Source organism: Pseudoalteromonas sp. 11L1 (genome assembly GCF_055397545.1).
Window position 1 is genome coordinate 944,476 of the sequence record NZ_AP041141.1, and the last position, 22,594, is coordinate 967,069.

Annotated in this window: 22 protein-coding genes; 12 read left to right on the forward strand and 10 right to left on the reverse strand. The window is 40.7% G+C overall.

Annotated elements, in window-relative coordinates; translation table 11 throughout:
- Positions 1-26: 26 nt before the first annotated feature.
- Genes ACZ5WS_RS04360 through ACZ5WS_RS04370 form a run of 3 tightly spaced genes read left to right on the forward strand, consistent with a single transcriptional unit; the run spans position 27 to position 2,498 of the window.
- Positions 27-857: a CheR family methyltransferase gene (locus tag ACZ5WS_RS04360; RefSeq protein ID WP_131691797.1), complete on the forward strand. Its 831-nt coding sequence runs from the start codon at positions 27-29 to the stop codon at positions 855-857.
- The gene (gene cheD / locus ACZ5WS_RS04365; RefSeq protein ID WP_138608343.1) at positions 841-1,458 is read left to right on the forward strand and encodes a chemoreceptor glutamine deamidase CheD; all 618 of its coding nucleotides are present in this window, start codon (positions 841-843) and stop codon (positions 1,456-1,458) included. The genes ACZ5WS_RS04360 and cheD overlap by 17 nt, the downstream gene beginning before the upstream one ends.
- 8 nt (positions 1,459-1,466) lie before the next feature.
- Positions 1,467-2,498 carry a protein-glutamate methylesterase/protein-glutamine glutaminase gene (locus ACZ5WS_RS04370; RefSeq protein WP_138608340.1) on the forward strand — a complete coding sequence of 344 codons (1,032 nt, stop codon included), beginning with the start codon at positions 1,467-1,469 and terminating at the stop codon, positions 2,496-2,498.
- Between the two features lie 3 nt (positions 2,499-2,501).
- Here ACZ5WS_RS04370 and ACZ5WS_RS04375 read toward each other — a convergent pair whose 3' ends face one another.
- Positions 2,502-3,527 (reverse strand): polysaccharide deacetylase family protein, encoded by a 1,026-nt coding sequence (locus ACZ5WS_RS04375; RefSeq protein ID WP_464710853.1) that lies wholly within the window; start codon positions 3,525-3,527, stop codon positions 2,502-2,504.
- On the opposite strand from ACZ5WS_RS04375, the gene ACZ5WS_RS04380 reads away from it, so the two are divergent.
- The gene (locus ACZ5WS_RS04380; protein ID WP_464710854.1) at positions 3,507-4,841 is read left to right on the forward strand and encodes an MATE family efflux transporter; all 1,335 of its coding nucleotides are present in this window, start codon (positions 3,507-3,509) and stop codon (positions 4,839-4,841) included. The genes ACZ5WS_RS04375 and ACZ5WS_RS04380 overlap by 21 nt on opposite strands.
- A gap of 18 nt (positions 4,842-4,859) precedes the next feature.
- On the opposite strand, the gene ACZ5WS_RS04385 is transcribed toward ACZ5WS_RS04380, so the two are convergent.
- Complete coding sequence (locus ACZ5WS_RS04385; protein WP_138608336.1) at positions 4,860-5,129, reverse strand: hypothetical protein; 270 nt, start codon at positions 5,127-5,129, stop codon at positions 4,860-4,862.
- 13 nt (positions 5,130-5,142) lie between these two features.
- Positions 5,143-5,718 carry a Fe-S biogenesis protein NfuA gene (gene nfuA / locus ACZ5WS_RS04390; protein ID WP_008465569.1) on the reverse strand — a complete coding sequence of 192 codons (576 nt, stop codon included), beginning with the start codon at positions 5,716-5,718 and terminating at the stop codon, positions 5,143-5,145.
- Positions 5,719-5,864: 146 nt separating this feature from the next.
- On the opposite strand from nfuA, the gene ACZ5WS_RS04395 reads away from it, so the two are divergent.
- On the forward strand, positions 5,865-8,414 hold the full coding sequence (locus ACZ5WS_RS04395) for a M14 metallopeptidase family protein (RefSeq protein ID WP_178956734.1): 2,550 nt from the start codon (positions 5,865-5,867) through the stop codon (positions 8,412-8,414).
- Positions 8,415-8,420: 6 nt separating this feature from the next.
- Here the strand turns inward: ACZ5WS_RS04395 and ACZ5WS_RS04400 are convergent, their stop codons facing one another.
- Positions 8,421-9,098, reverse strand: coding sequence for a ComF family protein (locus ACZ5WS_RS04400; protein ID WP_464710858.1), 678 nt, complete (start codon positions 9,096-9,098; stop codon positions 8,421-8,423).
- A gap of 75 nt (positions 9,099-9,173) precedes the next feature.
- On the opposite strand from ACZ5WS_RS04400, the gene bioH reads away from it, so the two are divergent.
- From bioH to ACZ5WS_RS04415, 3 genes are all read left to right on the forward strand, one after another.
- A complete protein-coding gene (gene bioH, locus ACZ5WS_RS04405; protein ID WP_464710859.1) occupies positions 9,174-9,911 on the forward strand; it encodes a pimeloyl-ACP methyl ester esterase BioH in 738 nt (245 codons plus the stop codon).
- A gap of 92 nt (positions 9,912-10,003) precedes the next feature.
- On the forward strand, positions 10,004-10,312 hold the full coding sequence (locus ACZ5WS_RS04410) for a hypothetical protein (protein ID WP_008112879.1): 309 nt from the start codon (positions 10,004-10,006) through the stop codon (positions 10,310-10,312).
- Positions 10,313-10,318: 6 nt separating this feature from the next.
- Positions 10,319-11,176, forward strand: coding sequence for a putative metalloprotease CJM1_0395 family protein (locus ACZ5WS_RS04415; RefSeq protein WP_464710861.1), 858 nt, complete (start codon positions 10,319-10,321; stop codon positions 11,174-11,176).
- Positions 11,177-11,237: 61 nt separating this feature from the next.
- Here the strand turns inward: ACZ5WS_RS04415 and ACZ5WS_RS04420 are convergent, their stop codons facing one another.
- From ACZ5WS_RS04420 to greB, 4 genes are all read right to left on the reverse strand, one after another.
- On the reverse strand, positions 11,238-13,562 hold the full coding sequence (locus ACZ5WS_RS04420) for a Tex family protein (protein WP_464710864.1): 2,325 nt from the start codon (positions 13,560-13,562) through the stop codon (positions 11,238-11,240).
- Between the two features lie 156 nt (positions 13,563-13,718).
- Positions 13,719-14,297 (reverse strand): CBS domain-containing protein, encoded by a 579-nt coding sequence (locus ACZ5WS_RS04425; RefSeq protein WP_138608328.1) that lies wholly within the window; start codon positions 14,295-14,297, stop codon positions 13,719-13,721.
- 60 nt (positions 14,298-14,357) lie between these two features.
- Positions 14,358-14,663 (reverse strand): hypothetical protein, encoded by a 306-nt coding sequence (locus ACZ5WS_RS04430; protein WP_178956731.1) that lies wholly within the window; start codon positions 14,661-14,663, stop codon positions 14,358-14,360.
- 124 nt (positions 14,664-14,787) lie between these two features.
- Positions 14,788-15,261, reverse strand: a complete 474-nt coding sequence (gene greB / locus ACZ5WS_RS04435) for a transcription elongation factor GreB (RefSeq protein WP_010392431.1) — start codon at positions 15,259-15,261, stop codon at positions 14,788-14,790.
- Between the two features lie 183 nt (positions 15,262-15,444).
- Here greB and ompR point away from each other — a divergent pair, with 183 nt between their 5' ends.
- Entirely contained in the window at positions 15,445-16,164 is a 720-nt protein-coding gene (ompR, locus tag ACZ5WS_RS04440; RefSeq protein WP_008109519.1) for an osmolarity response regulator transcription factor OmpR, read from the forward strand.
- Positions 16,165-16,169: 5 nt separating this feature from the next.
- Complete coding sequence (envZ, locus tag ACZ5WS_RS04445) at positions 16,170-17,483, forward strand: two-component system sensor histidine kinase EnvZ (RefSeq protein WP_010392436.1); 1,314 nt, start codon at positions 16,170-16,172, stop codon at positions 17,481-17,483.
- 60 nt (positions 17,484-17,543) lie between these two features.
- On the opposite strand, the gene ACZ5WS_RS04450 is transcribed toward envZ, so the two are convergent.
- A complete protein-coding gene (locus tag ACZ5WS_RS04450; RefSeq protein WP_464710871.1) occupies positions 17,544-19,586 on the reverse strand; it encodes a glycoside hydrolase family 97 protein in 2,043 nt (680 codons plus the stop codon).
- A gap of 175 nt (positions 19,587-19,761) precedes the next feature.
- Between ACZ5WS_RS04450 and ACZ5WS_RS04455 the strand changes: the two genes are divergently transcribed.
- Positions 19,762-20,388, forward strand: a complete 627-nt coding sequence (locus ACZ5WS_RS04455; protein WP_198522204.1) for a methylamine utilization protein — start codon at positions 19,762-19,764, stop codon at positions 20,386-20,388.
- Entirely contained in the window at positions 20,366-21,604 is a 1,239-nt protein-coding gene (locus ACZ5WS_RS04460) for a hypothetical protein (protein ID WP_198522205.1), read from the forward strand. The genes ACZ5WS_RS04455 and ACZ5WS_RS04460 overlap by 23 nt, the downstream gene beginning before the upstream one ends.
- A gap of 62 nt (positions 21,605-21,666) precedes the next feature.
- Here the strand turns inward: ACZ5WS_RS04460 and speE are convergent, their stop codons facing one another.
- Positions 21,667-22,530 (reverse strand): polyamine aminopropyltransferase, encoded by an 864-nt coding sequence (speE, locus tag ACZ5WS_RS04465; protein ID WP_138608318.1) that lies wholly within the window; start codon positions 22,528-22,530, stop codon positions 21,667-21,669.
- Positions 22,531-22,594: the final 64 nt, after the last annotated feature.

Here is a 22,594-nt window from a genome sequence, read left to right on the forward strand (position 1 = left end):
TCTTTATATTTATTTGAGAGTGCATAATGAAAGAGTTTTTATTAACGGATAGCGATTTTAAGGAAGTGGCTCATTTAGTGTATAACGCTTGTGGTATTGTGCTTGGGGAGCATAAGCGTGAAATGGTTTACTCACGATTAGCAAGGCGAATTCGTGAGCGTAAATTAACAAACTTTTCTAGTTACCTAGATTACTTAAAAAATCATAAGGATCAGGAGTTTGATGCATTTATTAATGCCATTACTACCAATCTAACCTCTTTTTTTCGTGAAATTCATCACTTTGAGTTTATAAAAGAGCAGTTTATACCAACGCTGTTAAAAACAAATAAACAGACTAAGCGTGTTCGCATTTGGTCTGCTGGCTGCTCTACCGGTGAAGAGCCCTACAGTTTAGCTATGACGTTACAAGGGGCTTTTCCAAGTGATTGGGATGTGAAAATTTTAGCAACTGATCTTGATTCTAATGTATTAGCTAAAGCTCAGAGCGGTATTTATACTGCGGCAAATGTGAATGGATTGGATGATGCACTGCTCAAGCGCTGGTTTTTAACTAGCAAAGACGGTCAAAGTTATAAAGTGAAACCCAAGCTACAGCAATGTATTTCATTTAAGCGTTTAAACTTACTCCAAGATTGGCCTATGAAGGGTCCATTTGATTTGATCTTGTGCAGAAATGTAGTGATTTACTTTGATAAAGAGACAAAGGATCAGCTTTTTAACCGTTATGCCGATATTTTAAATAACCAAGGTTATTTATTTTTAGGGCATTCAGAAACCATGGGAAAAGAGCATGTCTTATTTAAAAACTTAGGGAAAACCATGTATCAAAAAGTAGCCCATGCAAACACAATTTAAGCCAGTATTAGCGGGATTTGAGCATATTAAACGTTATTGGGATGCCACGCGAGATCAAGTGGTCGCTAAGGTATTGCCAGGTGAATTTTATGTTTCTAAAAACGATGAGCTGATCACTACCGTGCTCGGATCGTGCATTGCTGCTTGTGTTTACGACGATAAGCTAGGCATAGGCGGGATCAATCACTTTATGCTACCTATTCAAAAAGGTGAACGAATTGACCAAGCGCATAGTTTAAATTGTCGTTATGGTAACTGGGCTATGGAATATTTAATTAATGAAGTGCTTAAAAATGGCGCTTCTCGGGCAAACTTAAAAGTAAAACTGTTTGGGGGAGGCAAAATAATTAGCGCAATGACAGATATTGGTATTGGCAATATCAGTTTTGCCAATGCATATATAGCAGAAGAAGCGCTAAACTTAGTGGCGCATGATATGGGCGGACCTTGGCCGCGCAAAATATTTTTTAATCCTCATAATGGAAAAGTACAGGTTAAAAAGCTAAGAAATTTACATAATAACACTATTGAAAAACGTGAAGTGCGTTACTTACATAATCTTGAACAGCAAACTAAAGCCACGGATATAGAACTGTTTTAAGGATGGCTATGATTAGAGTATTAATAATTGATGACTCGGCACTGATCAGGCAATTACTGACAGAGATACTGCAACAGGCAAAAGACATTGTGGTAGTGGGCTGTGCACAAGACCCATACGAAGCCAGAGAGATGATCAAAAAGCATAATCCGGATGTACTAACACTGGATGTTGAAATGCCAAAAATGGACGGCATTAGCTTTTTAAAAAACTTAATGCGCTTAAGGCCTATGCCCGTAGTAATGATTTCCACTCTTACTCAAAAAGGCTCACCTATCACCCTTGAAGCGCTTGAACTGGGGGCGGTTGATTTTATTGCAAAGCCAGTAGTTAATGTTAAACAACAAATGAGCCAATATGCTGATATTGTTCAGCAAAAAGTAAGAGTAGCGGCCAGTGCGCGGGTTCGAGGCCACAAAAAAAATAGTACTGTAGCAGAGCCTATCCCCACTAATGCCGAATTTTTAGTAAATAAAGTGATAGCGATTGGTGCGTCAACAGGGGGAACCGAGGCGATAAAAGAAGTGCTTATACGTATGCCCAAAAATTGCCCTCCAATTGTAATTACTCAGCATATTCCTCCCGTATTCAGCACCTCATTTGCAGAGCGGATGCAGCGTACTTGTACTATTAACGTAAAAGAAGCCCAGCAAGGTGATAAATTGCTAGCAGGTTGCGCTTATATAGCCCCAGGTGGGCTTCATTTACGAATTAATAAACAAGGTAGTGCTTTGTATTGTCAGCTTGATGATGGAGAAGCTGTTAATAGACATAAACCCGCGGTGGATGTTTTATTTGACTCATTACTGGAAATTGGTGCAAAACATATTGTTGCCACACTATTAACCGGTATGGGAAGTGATGGTGCAAAGGGATTACTCGCATTAAAGCAACAAGGAGCATACACGCTTGCGCAAGATGAGTTTTCGTCAGTGGTATGGGGTATGCCTAAAGCTGCTATTGATATGGGGGCAGCAAATGAAGTGGTACCGCTGGAGAAAATGACCCAGCGGTTATTAAATCAAGTTATAAAAAAGTAAAGCTTAGTTGATCACCCAAGGCTGCGAAAACCAATAATAACTGCCAGCTTGTTTTATTGACGGAGCGGTACAATTAAAGCGTGAGCGGCCTTTATTAAGCTGCTTTGGCGATGTTACCTCAACTGTATTATCGTCTAACCAATCTAAATTAGCTTGACCAACGCTTGATACATAACAGGCAAATTGACTCTTATGAAAGTCGTCTGTCTTAAGTTTTATAGTGAGTGATGGTGGATTTTGTGAAGTTACACTATCTTCATAGGTTAGCTTATTAATAGTAAAGGCAGTCGAATTTATCTTGGTAATTAACGTCTCTAGCTTGCTATAAAAACCAGAGGCAGGGAAGCGCGGTAAGCGGCTAAAGTCAGAGTGTTGATTAACGGCTCCTGAGTGTTGGCCAATACCAATAAAACCTAATTCAGTGACGAGTGCTTGCAGTTGATTGTTAAACTCTCCGTATGGATAGGCAAGGTATTTGTAATCGTGACCTATTTCCTCTTTGATGCGCTGTTGAGAACTAAGAATGTCTTTTTTAGTGCGTTCGCGCCATTGGCTAGGCGTTTCATTCTTGCGCTTTTTATGTAGGTAGTTATGCTCGGCACTATGATTAGCAATAAGCGCTCCTTTTTTAGCAAGTTCTCTGAGCTTATCCCACCCCATAACGTAACCCGCCTGTTCATCAATGAGTTTTGGGTTTATAAAAATAGTGTACGGATAGCCAAACTTCTCTAGGATAGGGGCAGCTTGGTCGTAATTATTGTTGTAACCATCATCAAAGGTAATCGCGATTGTTTTGTTCTCTAAAGCCTTACCTTGTTGTAATGCACTAATCAGCTCATTTAATGGAATAACGTTAAAGTTATGCTCTTTTAAATAATTTAAGTGTTTAGTAAAAGTATTGGCACTCACGCTGGTGACAGCGGGAAGGGTTTCACTGACGTGATGATACTGTAGAATAACAGCTGCTTGCGCGCGCAAAGAACCACAAATCAGGAATAATAGTACTAAATGAAACAATTTCTTATACATAATAAAGCACACCATAAAAGCTTGTTGTTGTTAGCCGGTCCGATGATATTATCAAATATTACCGTCCCGTTGTTAGGAATTGTTGATACGGCTGTGATTGGTCATTTGGGGAGCGCGCATTATTTAGCCGGTATTGCTTTGGGTTCAACTGTGATCTCTATTTTATTTTGGCTCGCTGGATTTTTAAGAATGAGTACCACTGGGCTGGTGGCGCAGGCTTATGGTCAAAATGATTTAACTCAGCTGGCAGCCTTACTCAAACGCAGTTTGTTATTGGCCAGTAGCGTAGCTTTAATTCTGATTTTATTATCCCCCCTTATAAAACACGCTATTGCCTATTTATCTGCTGCCAATAGTGATGTGCTCAATGAAGCCTATCGCTATTTTAGTATTCGTATTTTTAGCGCACCTGCAGCGCTATGTAATTTAGTTTTACTAGGCTGGATGTTGGGCGTGCATTATGGACGAGGGCCATTTTATTTACTGTTAGTCACTAACATTACTAATATTGTGCTCGATATTTATTTTGTAGTGTACCTTGATTGGGCGGTTGCTGGGGCTGCGTGGGCATCACTTATCGCTGACTATATTGCACTTGTGTTTGCTTTATTGCTAGTGGCTCAACTTGCTAAAAAGCATGGTATGAGTTTGGCTGTAGCAAATTGGTTTAGTGTGGAAAAAATGGCAGGACTTCTGAGCTTAAACCGCGATATTTTTATTCGTTCTTTAGTGCTGCAGTTATGCTTTAGCTTTATGACCTTTTATGCTGCTCGCCTAGGTGAAACCACATTGGCCGCCAATGCCGTCCTACTCAATTTTTTAATGTTAGTTAGCTTTGCACTTGATGGAATTGCCTATGCAAGTGAGGCCAAAGTAGGTCAAGCTAAAGGTCAACAAAGTGTCGAGAAGATAAGGCTATGGGTAAAAATCAGTGTATTTTGGGGCATGTTATTTGGCATTTTATATAGTGTGTTTTTTATAGTATTTGGCAGTAGTATTATTAAGCTATTAACTAATGTACCAGAGGTTATTGACGAGGCCATTCACTACTTACCTTGGGTAATAGTATTGCCTATTTTAGCTATGAGCTGTTTTTTGTTCGATGGTATTTTTGTTGGTCTGACCCGCGCTAAAGCGATGCGAAACAGTATGTTGCTTTCAGCGATTGTAGGTTTTTTTGGGGTGTTTTGGCTATTTCAGGATTGGCAAAATAATGGGTTATGGTTAGCTATGAGTTGTTTTATGCTTATGCGAGGCGTTACGCTTATCGTTAAATATCAACAACTAAAAGCTAACAATCAATTACTTAAATAAGCGAGTTGATATAAACCGTTACTTCCACAGATCGGGGTCGTTATTTTTGGAAGGGATATTTTTTAATACTTGAGAAAAGCGGTTAGCAAAAATACCCGCATAGCCCCAAAAAGCAAAAAATAAAGCGGGGGCTAAAATAACCAAGCCAAGAACTTGTAAACTGTAATGGCTGTAATAGCCCACAGCGATAAATATCACGGCTAGCACAAACAGTGCTAGCCCGCGAAAAAAGCGCTTTAAACTCAACTTAGGGTCACTCCCTAAGCGGTAAATAAGTGGCTTTAGCATAATAGATTAATGCTTAGTAGTAAGAATGCTCGCCTGCTTCATGATCGGTAATGTCAGACACACCTGTGATCTCATCAAATTTAGCAATCATTTCTTTTTCAATGCCTTCTTTTAGTGTGACATCGATCATAGAACACCCATTACAACCACCACCAAACTGAAGTACAGCAACACCAGCTGCAGTGATCTCTACCAAGCTAACTTGGCCGCCATGGTTGGCAAGTTGTGGGTTTACTTCAGTTTCTAGCATGTGTTGCACACGCTCATTCAAGCTGGCATCTTCACCTAGTTTACGTGCTTTAGCATTAGGTGCTTTAAGGGTTAGCTGCGTGCCCATTTTGTCGGTAACAAAATCAATTTCAGCTTCGGCTAAGAAAGGCGCGCTTTCAGCATCAACAACTGCATCAAAGCCGTTAAAATTTAGGCGAATATCGCTCTCTTCTACCGCGTCTTCTGGACAATAAGAAACACCACATTCAGCTTGTGATGTACCAGGGTTAACAACAAACACACGAATATTCGTTTGTTGAGATTGATCTGCTAATAGCTTAGCAAAATGCGCTTGCGCTGTTTCGGAAATAGAAATCATAATACCGTCTATACTTGACTAAATTACTCGGATACTGCATATCATACTCCGCTCATCGTGTTGCGGCTAGTGTTGAGCGTAAAAAGTTGGCATCTATTTTAAGCAATGGTAGCGTGCATTTAACAAACATTTTTAGAGTGATTTATATGCGCTTCATATTAACAGTAGTGGTGGTGCTGGCCAGTTTTTCAAGTATGGCAAAGCCCCTATCTTATTATTTTGAGCAACAGGTTGAATTTGATTCCACCATACCAACACCACAAGAGGTACTGGGTTATCAAGTGGGTGAGTGGCATGTAAGGCATGACCAACTTGTTCGCTACATGGAAATTTTAGCTCAAAAAAGCGATCGAATTAATTTTGAAGTAATAGGCCGAACTCACGAACAGCGCCCGTTAGTTATGCTTACGATTACAGCGGCTAACAAATTAAAAAATATAGAAAAAACTCGCCAAGCACATTTAGCTCGCCTAAATAATTCAAACAATAAAACAGCAGAGCAGCCCAGTGTCGTGTGGATGGGTTACAGTGTTCATGGTAACGAATCATCAGGTAGTAATGCAGCGTTACTAGTCGCTTATTATTTAGCTGCAGCGCAAGGCGATGAAATAAATGAGCTACTTAACAATACGGTTATTTTACTCGACCCGTCACTTAACCCAGATGGACTAGCACGTTTTGCAAATTGGGCTAATAGTAATCGCGGTATGAACTTATCGTCAGATCCGCAAACCCGAGAGCATGTAGAGAGCTGGCCAAGCAGCCGTACAAACCATTATTGGTTTGATTTAAACCGTGATTGGTTGTTGTTACAGCACCCAGAGTCGCGGGCTCGGATTGCTAAGTTTCATTATTGGAAACCTAATATTTTAACTGACTTTCATGAAATGGGGCCAAATAGTAGCTACTTTTTTCAACCGGGTATCCCAAGTCGTAAACACCCAATTACGCCTGAAGAAAATGTGAGCCTTACCAAAGCGATTGCAAATTATCATGCTAAAACATTAGATGAAAACAACGCGCTATACTTTACAGAAGAAAGCTTTGATGACTTTTATTATGGTAAAGGCTCTACCTACCCCGATGTAAACGGGGGTGTGGGTATTTTATTTGAACAAGCAAGTTCTCGTGGCCATATTCAAGAAACGATCAATGGTCCGCTAACGTTTGCGTTTACAATTAAAAACCAACTTTTAACGAGCTTATCAACGTTTAAAGCGGCGATTGATAACCGCCAAGCTTTGCTTGAGTATCAAGCTAACTTTTATAACAAAGCAGTTGAGCTTGCCAAAGATGAAGACTATCAAGGCTATATTGTTCAAGCAGATGAAGATCATACCCGTACTAACGACTTTTTAAGCATACTTAAACAACATCAAATTAATGCTTATCCCGTTAAAGAAGGGCTAAAAGCTGAAGGTAAAAACTTTACCGCTAATAGTTATTTTGTACCGCTTGCGCAACCACAATATCGATTAGTTAAAGCTATTTTTAGTGAGCAACAAAACTTTGCCGATAACACCTTTTACGATGTGTCGGGTTGGACATTAGCGCATGCGTTTAATTTACCATTTGCTAAAGTAAACAGCCGCTGGGGATTAGAGGTAGAAAAAACAGCTTGGCAAAAACCAAAGCAGCCAGAGTTAGCGTCACTGACTAACAATTACGCCTATGGATTTGCATGGAATGACATGCAAGCCCCAAAAATGCTCAATAGTCTGTTACAGCAAGGCATTAAAGCTCGTGTTGCATTAAAACCATTAACAGCAGTATCAACCAATGCAGAAGTAAACTTTGACGCAGGTAGTATTATTATTCCAGCAGGACTTCAAACTGACACCAACTGGGTGACAAAGTTAAACCAAGCACAAAGCCAGTTTGGGATTGAAGTTAAACCAATTACTACCGGTTTAACTAGTAAAGGTGCTGATTTAGGGTCTCGCTCTATGGCTGTGGTTTCTGCACCTAAGGTGTTATTGGTTGGTGGTAAAGGCGTGAGCCAATATGAAGCGGGAGAAGTGTGGTACTACCTAGACCGTTTTGTGGGTGTAGCGCCAACCATTGTTGAAATGGAGCGTTTAGCGTCTTTAGAGCTCAGTAATTACAGCCATATTGTGTTGCCACATGGTAATTATTCTACTTTATCTGATTCCGATAAAGTTGCTATAAAAAGCTGGGTAAGGAAAGGTGGTGTTATTTGGGGACATAAAGGCGGGGCGAAGTTTTTAGCCGATCAGCAGCTATTAAAAGCAAGCTACTTATCGCGTAAAGATGTGGCTGGGGCATTCGATACTCAAGGTTTAAAATATGCAGACAAAGACCACTTAGCGGGTCGCCAGCGTATTGCCGGTGCGATATTTAATACCAAGGTAGATACAACTCACCCTCTGACATTTTCATTTAAGCGTGACACACTACCTGTATTTAAAAATAGCACCTGGCTATTGGAAGCCTCGCAAGCACCGTTTGTAAATATACTTACCTACACACAGCAGCCGCTCCTTGCTGGTTTTACCGATGCAGTAAATGTAGAGCAAGTGGCCGGTGGAGCTGCGTTAATGGCGCATTCTTATGGGCGAGGTAGTGTTATTGCGATGACTGACAACCCTGTATTTAGAGGGTACTGGTATGGCACCAGCCGATTGTTAAGTAATGCTTTATTTTTCGGCCACACCTTTCGCGTGAGTGGAAACTAACACGCCCTAAAGTGGCGTTAAGCACGTGGTAAATGCCCATACGTGTTTAGCGCCGGCTTCTTTTAACGATAAGGTGGCTGCATTAAGAGTTGCTCCTGTAGTCATAATATCATCGATAATTACTACCGTTTTTCCCTCTAAATTAATTTTGCATGAAAAAGCCTGTTGTAAATTTTTAACTCTTTTGGCTTTGCTTAATTGTGATTGTGCCGAGGTGTGTTTATGGCGAAGCAACGCATTATTTAATACTTTATTTGACCCTAAACAGGGCTGCCATACTTGGGTTACCTGATTAAATCCACGCGTTAAAAAGCGCGCTTTATGTAAAGGTAAAATTATAAATGCATCAACAGCGGCAGGGTGTTTAGTCATAAAAACCCTAAGTTGTTTTTTTATGACTTGCTGTAGTGCTTTTTTATAATGGATTTGATTATTAAATTTAAGCTGCTTTAACCATAAATTAAAAGGGGGCTGGTAAAAAGCACAGGCAAACAGCTTTTCAAAGTTGCAGTTAGGAAACATTTCTACAATATCAGGGCGGTAAAATAAATTGTCATGCTCGGCCAAATCTAGCAATGGCAAGTCATCTAAACAAAATTGACACAGTCCCATTAAGCTATGAATCTGACTTTGACATAACACACAGTAAGAGGGGAATAGCCAATCACTTAGGCTGAGTTTCATTCGCTGATGATCCTCATTACAAACTCCTTTTAAAGCGCTATCATAGAACTCAAGTTTGGTTAAGGTTAGGCAAATATGCAAAATGAATGTGTGTTGTTACATGGTTGGGGAATGAGCCAAGGTGTGTGGCAGTTAATAAAACCAGAATTAGAGTTTTTATATTCAGGTAAAGTGCGCTGTTTGGATTTACCCGGTTATGGTGATAATAACGCCTCTTTAAGCCCATATACATTACACGATGCTGCAAAGCAGGTGAGTGAGCAGTTAAAGCCACAATCGGTGCTAATGGGATGGTCTTTAGGTGGGTTGTTTGCTATTTATATTGCCAAACATTGGCCTGAAAAAGTATCAAAAGTCATTTTAGTTGCCTCAACGCCCTTTTTTGCAGAGCAATTACCATGGGCTGGCATTAAGCCTAAAGTATTAAAACAGTTCAAAGAGCAGTTGTTGCAAGAGCGTTCAAAAACGATAGAGCGCTTTTTGGCAATTCAGGCAATGGGCAGTGAGTCGGCTCGCGATGATGTAAAACAGTTAAAGCAGTTATTGAGTCAGTCACCGCCTCCGAATAACGAGGCTTTAAGTGCAGGGCTAGACATACTGAAAAATGAAGATTTACGCGAATTATTTGCTCAATGTCCAGTGACTCTTCGCGGCATTTTTGGACGCTTAGACTCTCTCGTTCCTTATCGGGCCATTGAGAAAATGGTGGCACTTAATGCTGACTTTGAATACGAAGTGATAGACAAAGCATCACATGCGCCTTTTATTTCTCATAAAAGTGAATTTTTATCTGCCGTTAAATCAATGCTTTGAAGCAAAGCCATGATTACTGCGGTTTAAAGCTTTATTTTGCGTGATTTTTGAGCGATAATTAAACAATATTTATTTGCTGGAGGTTTATTATTATGCCAATAGGATCTGTATTCAATAGTGGTGTTGAAGGGTTTAATAGAGCCAGCCAAGGAATTGAAAAAGCCAGCGCTGAGATTAATCGTGCCAGCATAGAGCAGCAAGACGACTCTCAACTAGCGCAGCAACGTCAATTAACGGCCGCTCGCCCTGAAGAAGCAGTCACCGCGCCAGTATCTCAACCTGCACGAATTGATGATGCGTTAGTAAACTTAAAAGTTGAAGAGTTTAATGCTAAGGCAAACACGCAATCTATCCAAACTGCAGATGACGTATTAGGCACTTTAGTTGATATTAAAGTGTAATTTCTCATGAATATTGTCACGCCGTTTCCGTCTATTAATATAAACACCGCAAATGTTTATACTGAGACTGCTCGGCGTGACAACCAGCTACGTGAAGTCATTCCCCCAGCCGCTGCGAACACCGCTGGTAGCACTGAAAACAAAGCTCAAAGTGATGCAGAAAAAGCCAAACTGCCAGGAAATAGCGACAGCTCAACCTACAATGCGAGTGGCAAAATTGCAGACGATAAAACGATTGCGCAACGCGAAGGCAATGCAGATAGCGATCAAGATAATGCCGAGCAAGAAAAACAACAAGCTGCAGAAGAAGTTAGTGAGCAAGAAGAACTGCAACTTGAGCAAGAATTACAGCAAATTAAAGAACTTAAAGCGCGCGACACTGAAGTACGAACACATGAGCAAGCGCATGCCGCTGTGGGTGGACAATATGCGGGCTCTCCTAGCTACGAATATCAAAGAGGGCCCGATGGTACTAACTATGCGGTAGGTGGTGAAGTATCGATAGATGTTGGGGTTATCAATGGCGACCCCCAAGCAACTATTGATAAAATGCAAACGGTACGTGCTGCAGCACTCGCGCCGGCTGAGCCTTCAGGTGCCGACAGAGCAATTGCGGCAGATGCCACTCAAAAGATAGCCGCAGCACAAGCTGAGTTAGCTTCAGCTGATGACGAAGATAGCAGCGAAGATAAAAGCAGAGTCAGTGCGTCGTTTTCTAACAGTGAAAGTTCAGAAGTAAAAACTGCTAAAAGCGAAGAGCAATCGCGTGATGTTGAAGTAGAAGCGCGTGCTGGGCGCATTGCTAGTTTTTATCAACTGGCCACATCACCTGCGACTCAAAGCCAATTCTCAGCACAAATTTAAACTAAACCTTATATTTAATAGCCATAAAAAAACCGCCTAAGCGGTTTTTTATGGGGTCATTTTATTTTTTCACTTTCGCATTGGCAAAGGCATCAGCAAACGCATTTCCCATCATGGCATTGCCTGTGTCGCGCTTAGGTTTGGGCGCTCGCGATTGGTTTGCATTGTTACCACGTGGCTTTTGCGGCGCCGCAGGGGCAGCTTTATTGCTAGTGTCTATCTCGTCATCTAGGCGCATGGTAAAGCTAATGCGTTTACGTGCAGCGTCAACCTCAACCACTTTCACTTTAACAATGTCACCAGCTTTAACCACTTCTCGTGGGTCTGAAATAAACTTATTAGTAATAGCCGAAATATGCACTAGTCCATCTTGATGTACGCCAACATCCACAAATGCGCCAAAATTAGCTACGTTCGATACCACGCCTTCTAAAATCATTCCTGGTTTTAAATCACTAATTTTTTCAACGCCTGCTTTAAATTCAGCGGTTTTAAATTCAGGGCGTGGATCGCGACCCGGCTTATCAAGTTCGCTAATAATATCGGTCACGGTAGGCAGACCAAATTTATCGTCAATATAGTCATTTGCAGCGAGCTTATTTAAAAACTCTTTGTTACCAATGAGGTTATTTACGTCTACCTGGTTGTGTTCACAAATACGCTTAACGATAGGGTATGCTTCAGGGTGAACTGATGAGTTGTCTAGTGGATCGCTGCCATTGTTAATGCGTAAAAAGCCGGCTGCTTGTTCAAATGCTTTTGGCCCTAAGCGCTCTACTTTTTTCAACTGACTACGTTTTGTAAATGACCCGTTTGTATCACGGTAGCTTACAATGTTTTGCGCTAAGGTTTTGTTTAAACCAGAAACACGTGCAAGTAAAGGTACAGAGGCCATATTTAAATCAACCCCCACACTGTTTACACAGTCTTCTACCACTGAGATTAGACTTTGTCCTAGTTGGCTTTGTGATACATCATGTTGATATTGGCCTACACCAATAGACTTAGGCTCTATTTTAACCAACTCAGCCAATGGATCTTGAAGGCGACGTGCAATAGATACGGCACCACGTAAAGATACATCTAAATCTGGAAATTCATTAGCAGCGAATTCAGAAGCAGAGTAAACCGAAGCGCCGGCCTCACTGACCATGATTTTATTTAGTTTAAGCTCAGTATTGGCTTTGATAAGTTCGCCAACTAGTTTATCTGATTCGCGAGAAGCGGTACCGTTACCAATCGCAATGAGCTCAACTTTATGCTGGCGACATAATTGCTCGAGCGTGCGTAATGATTTATCCCAATGATTTTGTGGTGCATGTGGAAAAATCGTTTGGGTAGCAAGCAGCTTACCTGTGCTATCAACCACGGCAATTTTACAACCGGTACGTAAACCAGGATCTAAGCCTAACGTAGTGCGAGGACCTGCAGGGGCTGCCATCAATAAGTCTTTTAAGTTTTTAGCAAATACATCAATGGCACCGGTTTCGGCCTTTTCACGCATTGCGGCTAAAAATTCATTTTCTAGATGTAATCCAAGCTTAATTTTCCACGCCCATTGCACCACAGTTAATAACCAAGCGCTGGCAGGTTTGTTTTTAATATCTAGGCGGTAATGATCGCTGATCATCTGTGCACACAATTGCGCTGGGTTTTCAGCGTTAGGCTCAGGATTAATAGTTAACTGTAAAATACCTTCATTACGTGCTCTTAGCATGGCTAATGCTCGATGCGAGGGGACTTTTTTTAATGGTTCTTGATGTTCAAAGTAGTCTCGGTATTTAGCCCCGGCTTGTTCTTGGCCATCAATAAGTTTACTTTCAATCGCTCCATTTTGACTAATATGACTTCTAAATTTAGCGAGTAATTTAGCGTCTTCAGCAAAGCGCTCCATCAAAATAAACTTAGCACCATCAAGCGCTGCTTTAGTATCGACAATCGCTTTTTCGGCATTAATAAATTTTGCAGCCTCAGCGTCTGGGTCAAGCATTGGATCGTTAAATAACGCATCAGCTAGTGGTTCTAAACCGGCTTCAATAGCTATTTGACCTCTAGTGCGGCGCTTTGCTTTATAAGGTAAATATAAGTCTTCTAGTTCGGTTTTACTTTGTGCAGCTTTAATATCAGCCGCTAATTCAGCACTAAGCTTATTTTGTGATTCTATCGTCGACAGGATAAATCCACGACGCTCTTCAAGTTCACGCAAATAAGATAAACGTTGTTCTAGAAGGCGTAGTTGGGTGTCATCTAATCCACCGGTCACTTCTTTTCTGTAACGGGCAATAAAGGGGACGGTTGCGCCTTCATCAAGTAACTTTGTTGCTGCAACCACTTGTTGCTGCTGTGCATTTAGCTCCGTTGCTAAACGTGCAGAGATATCGCTCATGCAAAAACCTTTTAATACAAAAAATAAGACCAGCTAAAAAGTTAACTGATGCGTCAATGTCTTGAATAATATCACAGGGGAGGGTAATAAAAAGCTCTTAAAGCAAGCTATTTTACTTGCTTTAAGATGCCATTGCTGGGGCAATAAAAAGCGGATTTAGTGAGGGTGCTCTACACTTTCGAGTACTTCACTAAATGTGTGCGCTATTGGGCTAATATGAACAGGAATTTGAAGCTTACGTGCTATATCGCGTGCTGAAATTAAACCACTTATTTCATTATTAGCCGCAGTAACTAATATAAACATAGCGCCATGATGCTCCATAGTTTGCAGTGCATCACCGATACATGAATAGCTTAAGCTTTTCATACTTACACCCATTAAATTACTCAGCGGTGTCATTAAATAGCGTAAGCTAATTTCACTACGAGGCAAGCCTAAACGCTGCGATAAAATCATGATTTTTGAGCTTTGTAAATCAGCACTTGCGACAATACCAATTAGTTTTTGTTGTTCGTCAGTCACTAAAATAAAATCAGAGGGCTGAGCATTTAACTGTTTTGATGCTTGTTCAATGGTTGTATCAAACGCTGCGCGCATAGGACTTGTTTGAGTAAAGCTAGTTACTATACGTGTTGCTGGAGAGGTTAAATCAATCACAGCCTCATTAGTAAAAGTATCAGCAATAGTGCCATGCGAAATGTCTTGGGTACGGAGTTCTTTAAAGTTAGACATAATATCCACCTAAATAAATAGTTATAAAAATTTAATAATGTTTAAAAGCAAGTTATTAAATTAAATAACGGGTGGCGCTCGCGGGTTTGCATTACTGTAGGCAGTGGCTAAAAATCGACTTTCATAATGAAAGAAAAACGCTAAAGAAAGTGGTTGGATTTCTCTAAGCGCAATAACACCATCAAGAGAATCTATATCGGTGTCGAGGTTTGCTTGGTCAGGGGAGTCACAAACAATAAATTCAGCTGGAGCAAAACCAGCATCAAGTTTGTTATTTTTAGGTGCGCCATGCAATGTCAAACTCACACTCATGAAGAGTGCAAACACGAGAGCATTTTGTAATATGCGCGCTGTTATGTTTGACATAATGGTGACCTTAATTAACTACTCTCAAGTTAATACAACATTACTTGAGTAACTTTAGTTATAGCTTACTCAGATAATATAAACAATAAAAAGTTAATGTGATCTGAATCAAAACTAAGCGCTGTCATTTTTGATAGGTAATGTTATTTACGTACCACTGCTTAGCACCCTGAGGAGTCATGACCTCAAAATCATCGTCTACTTGTTTTTTTAATAGCGCTCGCGCCATTGGTGAATCGATAGAAATATAGTCGTTGCGATCATAAATTTCATCGGGGCCGACAATTCTAAAATTTTTACACTCACCGGCCTCGTTTTCTATTTCTACCCACGCTCCAAAAAAAACTTTGCCGTCTTGTACGGGTGAGTAGTCAACAATTTTTAGATCGGGGATGCGTTTTCGTAAATAGCGAACACGACGGTCAATTTGGCGTAGTAAACGTTTGTTGTACTGATAGTCTGCGTTTTCAGAGCGATCACCTAGACTAGCAGCCCAGCTCACTATTTTAGTTACTTCTGGGCGTTTTTCATTCCAAAGATGATCATGTTCTTGCTGCAGTTGTAAATAACCTTCGCGAGTAATTAAATTTGTTTTCACGCTGAGTTCTTGTTTAATCTTCATGTGTGGCAAGGTATTAAAATAAAGGCAGCTTGTCGAGATAAAATAGCTATCAATGAATTTGAAATGTTCAGTAACAATCTAAGCACTTAATTAGTTTTTTATTATTAAGTTTTTCATTTATATTAACGATTAATAAATTATAAAAATAAGCAACAAATTATGGGACAAGAGACAGTAAAAGTATTGGTGGTTGATGACGATAAACGTTTGCGTAGTTTGCTGGAACGCTACTTGGTAGAGCAAGGGTTTATTGTCAGAACAGCTGCGGATTCAGAGCAAATGGATAGACTAATTGAGCGTGAAAACTTTCATCTAATGGTACTTGATTTAATGCTGCCCGGCGAAGATGGGCTTTCTATTTGTAGACGTTTACGCCAAAAAGAAAACCAAATCCCTATTGTTATGCTTACCGCCAAAGGTGATGAAGTAGACCGCATTATTGGCCTAGAACTCGGCGCTGACGATTATATTCCGAAACCATTTAACCCTCGCGAGCTATTAGCACGTATAAAAGCTATTTTACGTCGCCAATCAAAAGAAGTACCAGGGGCGCCTTCAGCGCAGGAGAACTTAATTGCGTTTGGTAAATTTACCCTAAATTTAGCCACCCGCGAAATGAGTGAAGGCGATAACACGGTGTCACTCACTAGTGGTGAATTTGCGGTGCTAAAAGCGTTAGTGTCTCATCCGCGTGAGCCATTAAGTCGTGATAAATTAATGAACTTAGCTAGAGGGCGAGACTACAGTGCGCTTGAGCGCAGTATTGATGTTCAAGTATCACGTCTTCGTAGGATGATCGAAGTCGATGCCGCTAACCCACGCTATATTCAAACGGTATGGGGTTTAGGTTATGTATTTGTTCCTGACGGTGAAAAGTAATCATTATGGGAATGTTTCCGCGTAGTGCGTTTGGACAAACCGTATTTTTGGTTGCCGCTTTGTTGCTTATTAACCAAATAGTCTCCTACGTCACGGTAAGTTTATATGTGGTTAAACCCACCATTGAACAAGTTAATTTAATGCTGGCTAAGCAAATTAAAACCGTGTTTATTGATTGGGAAGATGGCGTTGAAGTCACCGATGAAGTCTCTGAGAAGTTTTTTGAAATAACCGGCATTGAAGTAATGACTCAGCGTGAAGCTATGCGTCATGGTTTAGGCCAAAGTCGTGAGTATTCTGGGCTATCGCGTAGTATGTCTGAGCAATTAAATGGCTTTTCTCGGGTGCGCATTAGTCAAACTGATCCGCTTATTTATTGGGTAGAAGCCCCGCAGGCGCCGGGTTATTGGGTCAAAGTGCCGCTCACCGGATTTAAAGAAAGTAACCTTGAGTTTTTAACCTTTTATCTTTCTAGTATCGGCTTTTTAAGTGTACTAGGAGGTTGGTTATTTGCTAGGCATTTGAACCGACCACTAAAAGCATTACAACAAGCTGCGATAAAAGTAGGGGTAGGCGACTTTAGTACCAAGTTACAAGAGCAAGGGTCGAGCGAGGTTATTGAGGTAACGCGCGCCTTTAATCAAATGTCGCGAGGTATTGCTGCCCTTGAAAACGACCGTCGATTACTTATGGCCGGTGTTTCTCATGATTTACGCACACCGCTTACGCGTATTCGTTTAGCCACAGAAATGATGGTTGATGAAGATGATTATTTACGTGAAGGCATTATTTACGATATTGAAGATATGAATGGCATTATCGATCAATTTATCGAATATTTACGCCATCATAAACGTGAAGAACAAACCTGCGAAGATATTAATGCGCTCCTTGGTGAAGTCGTACAAAGTGAGCTTAAGCATCAACGGGTGATCACGTTTAAACCGAATCCTAATATTGGAAAAATTCCCATAAGTAGTGTCGCGATTAAGCGAGTAGTGACCAATATGATAGAAAATGCACTACGCTACTCAGAGGGTGATATTGAAGTACTCAGTTATTTTAATTCCAATAAAAAATATGTGGTTATTGCGGTCAACGATAGTGGTCCGGGTATTCCTGAAAGCGAGTTGGAGTCAGTATTTGAACCGTTTAAACAAGGTGATGCAGCTCGCGGTAGTGAAGGTAGCGGCCTAGGCCTTGCAATTATTAAGCGTATTATCGATATGCATGGCGGCAAGGTGGTGCTCTCTAATCGCCCTGAAGGTGGTTTGAGTGCGCAAATATACCTACCGATAAAGGTTACTAATCCAAGCTAATAACGCTATCTGCATGGTTGCAGATAGCGTTAATTTATTATCTAGAGTTCAGATTAACTACTAGAGGGCTTTAAAACGAATGGCTGTACCGCCACTGGTGGCCAATTTTAATGTTAGCTTATCGCTTGCGGTAACAGTGCGTTTTTCAATGCTTAAATCATAAGGATTGTTCTTCCATTCAGCGTTTTTACCGTCTTGGTAGATTTGCGCTTCAAACTGTTTATCTTTATCTAAAAAGTCGAGTTTAATCTCAATGGTGCGGGCATTTTCGTCGGTAACTGCACCTAAGTACCAATCGTTCCCTGAATAGTTATCGCGCTTGCGCTCTTTGCGTGCAAATACAATAAAATCGCCTACTTCGCCATCAAGCGCAATACTTTGCTGCCAATCGGTCGGTACGTCTTGAATGAACTGAAAAGCATCGGGTTTAGCTAAATAATTCCGTGGTAAATCGGCCGCCATTTGAATTGGGCTGTACATTACTACATACAATGCTAATTGCTTTGCTAGTGTTGTTTGTGGGCGATTTGTATCGCCCCCTAAGCCATTAAAGCTCATATCAAAAATACCAGGGGTAAAGTCCATTGGTCCTGCCAGCATACGCGTAAAGGCAAGCATGGGAATGTGTTCTGGTGGATTGGGTGGTGTGCCCCATGCGTTAAACTCTTGACCACGCGCACCTTCACGGGCAATCCAGTTAGGGTAAGTGCGGCGCAGACCCGTGTCTTTTATTGGTTCATGTGTGTTGATGCTTAGCTTGTATTTAGCGGCAAGTTTAATGTTATGTAAGTATTCATTTACCATAAATTGGCCGTCATGCCATTCAAAGCGGGCAATGCCGTTTTCATCTATGCGTTTTATATTGCCACCATCGGCCACATAACCAGTTTTTATTTGGCTTACATTTGATTTTTCGTAAAGCGCAAAAGCATCTTCCATTTGGTCGCGATAATTACTAACATTGCCAGAGGTTTCATGATGACCAATTAACTGCACCCCTTTTTCTTTACCGTACTGTGTAAGCGCTGCAATATCGAAATCGTCATAAGGCTGAGTAAAGCTAAATACATCACCATTATAAAACCAGTCGCCATCCCAACCTGTGTTCCAACCTTCAACTAATACGCCGTCAAAGTCATACTCAGCGGCAAAGTCCATATAGTATTTAGTATTTTTTGTGGTGGCACCGTGTTTTTCTCCACTGCCCCAAGTTGTTTCATTGATGTGCATTCCCCACCAAATACCTACATATTTACCTGGTTTAACCCACGACACATCACCGAGTTTATTTGGCTCATTCAGGTTTAAAATAATATCTGAATTAACTAAGTCTATCGCTCGCTCACCTATTTGAATGGTGCGCCAAGGAGTATTGAATGCGCCGCGCTTCTTAACCGCAATGCCATCAGACCACGGTGTTAAATCGGCACTAAACGTACCTGGGCGACGCTGGTTAAGCACCATCCCTGCATAATCTACCAGAGCTGCTTCATGAATGCTGACATGTACACCGTTACCATTTTTAAAGGTAAAAGGGGTATGAACAAGTGCAGCATCTTGCAAGTTTGTGGTGTTATAGACATATTCATAACGGTTCCAACCGCGAGCAGGTATCCACCATGCGGTGGTTTTATCTTTTGCGGCAATAGCAAATTCGGTCAGTTCTTTAGTAATTTCAGTTTTTTCAAAATCGGCTTGCTTAGGGACTTCATAGCGAAACCCTACACCGCTATCAAAAGCTTTAAATCGCACAGTGTATGTGCCAGCGTGGGGAGCAGGTTTATTAAAGGTAACGGCAATTTCATTGTGCTTATCAACAACGGTTTGACGCTCTCCCCAAGGCTGCTGCCATTGGCTATCGGTTTGTGAGCGGGTTACTTCACTAATAACAAAGCCGTCATCAAATGGTGCTTGGCTTTTAAATCTAAAACCTAAGCGTGACTGCTCGATAACAGGCTTACCATTAAAGCTAATAGAGTAATGAGGGGATGGTGATTGATCAGAAATGGTAATTTTAATTTTTTGATCAGGTGATTTCAGCGTGGCCTCTTTTGCAAAAGCACTGCTTGCAAGTAAAGCAACTAGTAGTAAAGGTAATCTCATTGTGTGTCCTTGATGTCAAACCGTAGGTTATGAGCATAAAGTGATGAACACACTATTACGAGATAGCTGCATACGTATTCAATTAATTAGCTAAAAAAGAGTGTGTTAATTAATCTGCAAAACTTTATGTAATTTAGTTCTATAATAAATAAAAAGAATTTAACAAGAAGAAAATATGCTGAAAATTTTACTCGCTATTTTAGGTTGTATCATTGTTTTTAAGAGCAGTGCAGCAACGGTTACTGTTTATAATAACAACCAAAAAGTTCAAGAAAATGTTGTTGTTTGGCTAGCTCCAGAGCAAGCCTCTGGCGTGAATATAAATAAATCACTTTTCACTATGACACAAAAGAATCGCCAATTTACGCCACATATCTTAGTCGTTGAAAAAAACAGCCAAGTTGAATTTCCTAACGCTGACTCGATAATGCATCACGTGTATTCATTTTCTAAAAGCAAAACATTTGAATTAAAGCTTTATCGAGAACAACCACAAGATCCAATTACATTTGAACAAACAGGAGTTGTGGAGCTTGGTTGTAATATTCATGATTGGATGTTGGGTTACATTGTTGTTGTGGATAGCCCATATTATGCAATCACCAATGAGCAAGGAGTAGCATCGTTCGATATCCCAAATGGAGCCTATAAACTAAATGTTTGGCATGAAGGCTTTAGAGATATTAGCAACATAGAGTCGCAAAAAGTTGTTATAACTAACAATAAATTAAGTTATCAGTTAAAACAAAAACTAACTTTGCCTATTAGGGTTGAAGTTGATGAGTTTGACGATTATGAATAGTCTATTGCGCTTAGCCGTTGTTATTTGCTTGTTGAGTGTTTTTTCAGCCAACGCACAAGTTAAAGGTTTGCTGCAAGTAAGGGCAGTGCAAGCTGATTCACAACTAAGCTGGCAAGAGGGTGGAATTGGTTTATATCGCCATGATGCGGCTAATCAAGGTGTGGTTTTATCTCAGGGAATTATTAATTTAATTGCAGATATAAGTTCCAGCTGGTCTGCCCATGCTGTAGTTAATTTATATCAAGATCCAAAAAGTACCTTGGGGGTTAGTCAGGCTTATCTGCAATATAAACCTTTAGTTCGCAGTGATTATAAATGGCATATTAAAGTGGGTGGCTTTTATCCACAATTGTCATTAGAAAATCCTGATATGGGTTGGTTATCTGCATATAACTATACCAATTCGGCAATTAACTCTTGGGTAGGTGAAGAGCTGCGAACGCTAGGTGTTGAAGCAACAATTAAACGCCCAGCCCGTAATTTTAATAGTGCCCATAGTTTTAGTTTGGTTGGTGCGACATTTAAAGGTAACGATCCTGCGGGGACATTACTCGCTTGGCGAGGCTTTGCTTTGCATGATCGCCAAACAACACTTAATGAGACTCTCGCTTTTGCGCCTGTAGCGTCTTTAAATACTCCACAGTTACAATTTCAAGCAAACCAAGTTTTACCGTTTGAAGAGGTCGATGGGCGATTTGGTTATTACGTTGGTGGACATTGGGATTATTTAAAAAAGTCTCAGTTGCGAGTGTACTACTATGATAACAATGGTGACCCTGGCGCTCTTAATTATAATACGGGTCAATATGCCTGGGATACTCGATTTTTAAGTGTCGCATGGCTAAATAAATTTACACCGAAAACACGATTAATTATCCAAATAATGTCGGGTGGTACGGCTATGGGTCAAAAACGCGGTGTTGATACTCGATTTTACAGTCATTTTGCATTATTGAGTCATAAAATAAAACGCCACCGTTTCTCAGTACGTTACGATTATTTTGAGGTGACAGACAAAGACGATTGGATGTTTGACCCTAATGCAAGTTATGGCGAGGGACTAACAGCAACTTGGCGTTATCAGCTTACACCACAATGGCAAATAGGTGTTGAGGGGTCAGCGCTTCATAGCCAAGCAGATAACCGAGTAGCTATGAATAAAGAATCGAGGATATCGCAGCAGCAAATAGCATTAAATGCTCAGTTTCGGTTTTAGTTAGTAGAAAAAAGAGAAACATATAAGGGCTCTTGCGAGCCCTACTTTGTATTAATGGCTTTTTATTTTTTGTTAAAAGCGCGTTTCATGTAATTAGGTGTTGCGAGTGCACCGTGATGAATACCGCCATTGTAGTATTCACTATGCTCAGCAATTATGGCTGCGCCGTCTTCTCTAAAACCGTTAAATGCTTCAGATTTGCGAGCTAGCGTCACCGACCACAACCCACTTGGATAAATAGGTTGTGGGAATGGCAGGGTTTGCAAGTCGTTAAAACCAACACTTAGCATAGCTTCGCGCATTTCAACCAGTAGTGGCATATGCATAAGTGGCGATTCACTTTGTTGTACGAGTATTCCACCAGGGCGAAGTGCGTTTAAACAGCTAGTATAAAACGCATGGTTAAATAAACCCTCACCAGGGCCTACCGGATCAGTTCCATCAACAATCACTACATCAATAGACTCACCAGCTGCTTCACGCATATATTTAATGCCATCGTCAAACATCACAGTGGCACGTGGATCGTTATTTGATTCACATAACTCTGGGAAGTACTTTAACGACATTTGGGTAACTACTTCGTCAATATCGATTTGTGTCACAGTTTCTACACTTGGGTGCTTAAGCACTTCACGTAATGTACCGCAATCGCCGCCGCCAATAATAACCACATTTTTAGGGTTTGGGTGTGCTAGTAATGCTGGGTGGCTGATCATTTCATGATAAAAAAAGTTTTCACGGCTACTCACCATAGTGCAACCATCAATGATCATTAAATTACCAAAGTCTGTGGTTTCAAACATTTCTACTTTTTGAAAAGGAGACTGTTTTTCATCTAACTTTTTGTTAATACGTAATGAAAATGCGCTGCCATCGCGGTCGCTAATTTCAGTAAACCACTTACTTTGATCTAAATTTGCCATAGTTGTTGTTACACTTTTGGTTGAGTATGAAAAAAGGAGGCAATTCTGCCAGTGCTTGCGCTAT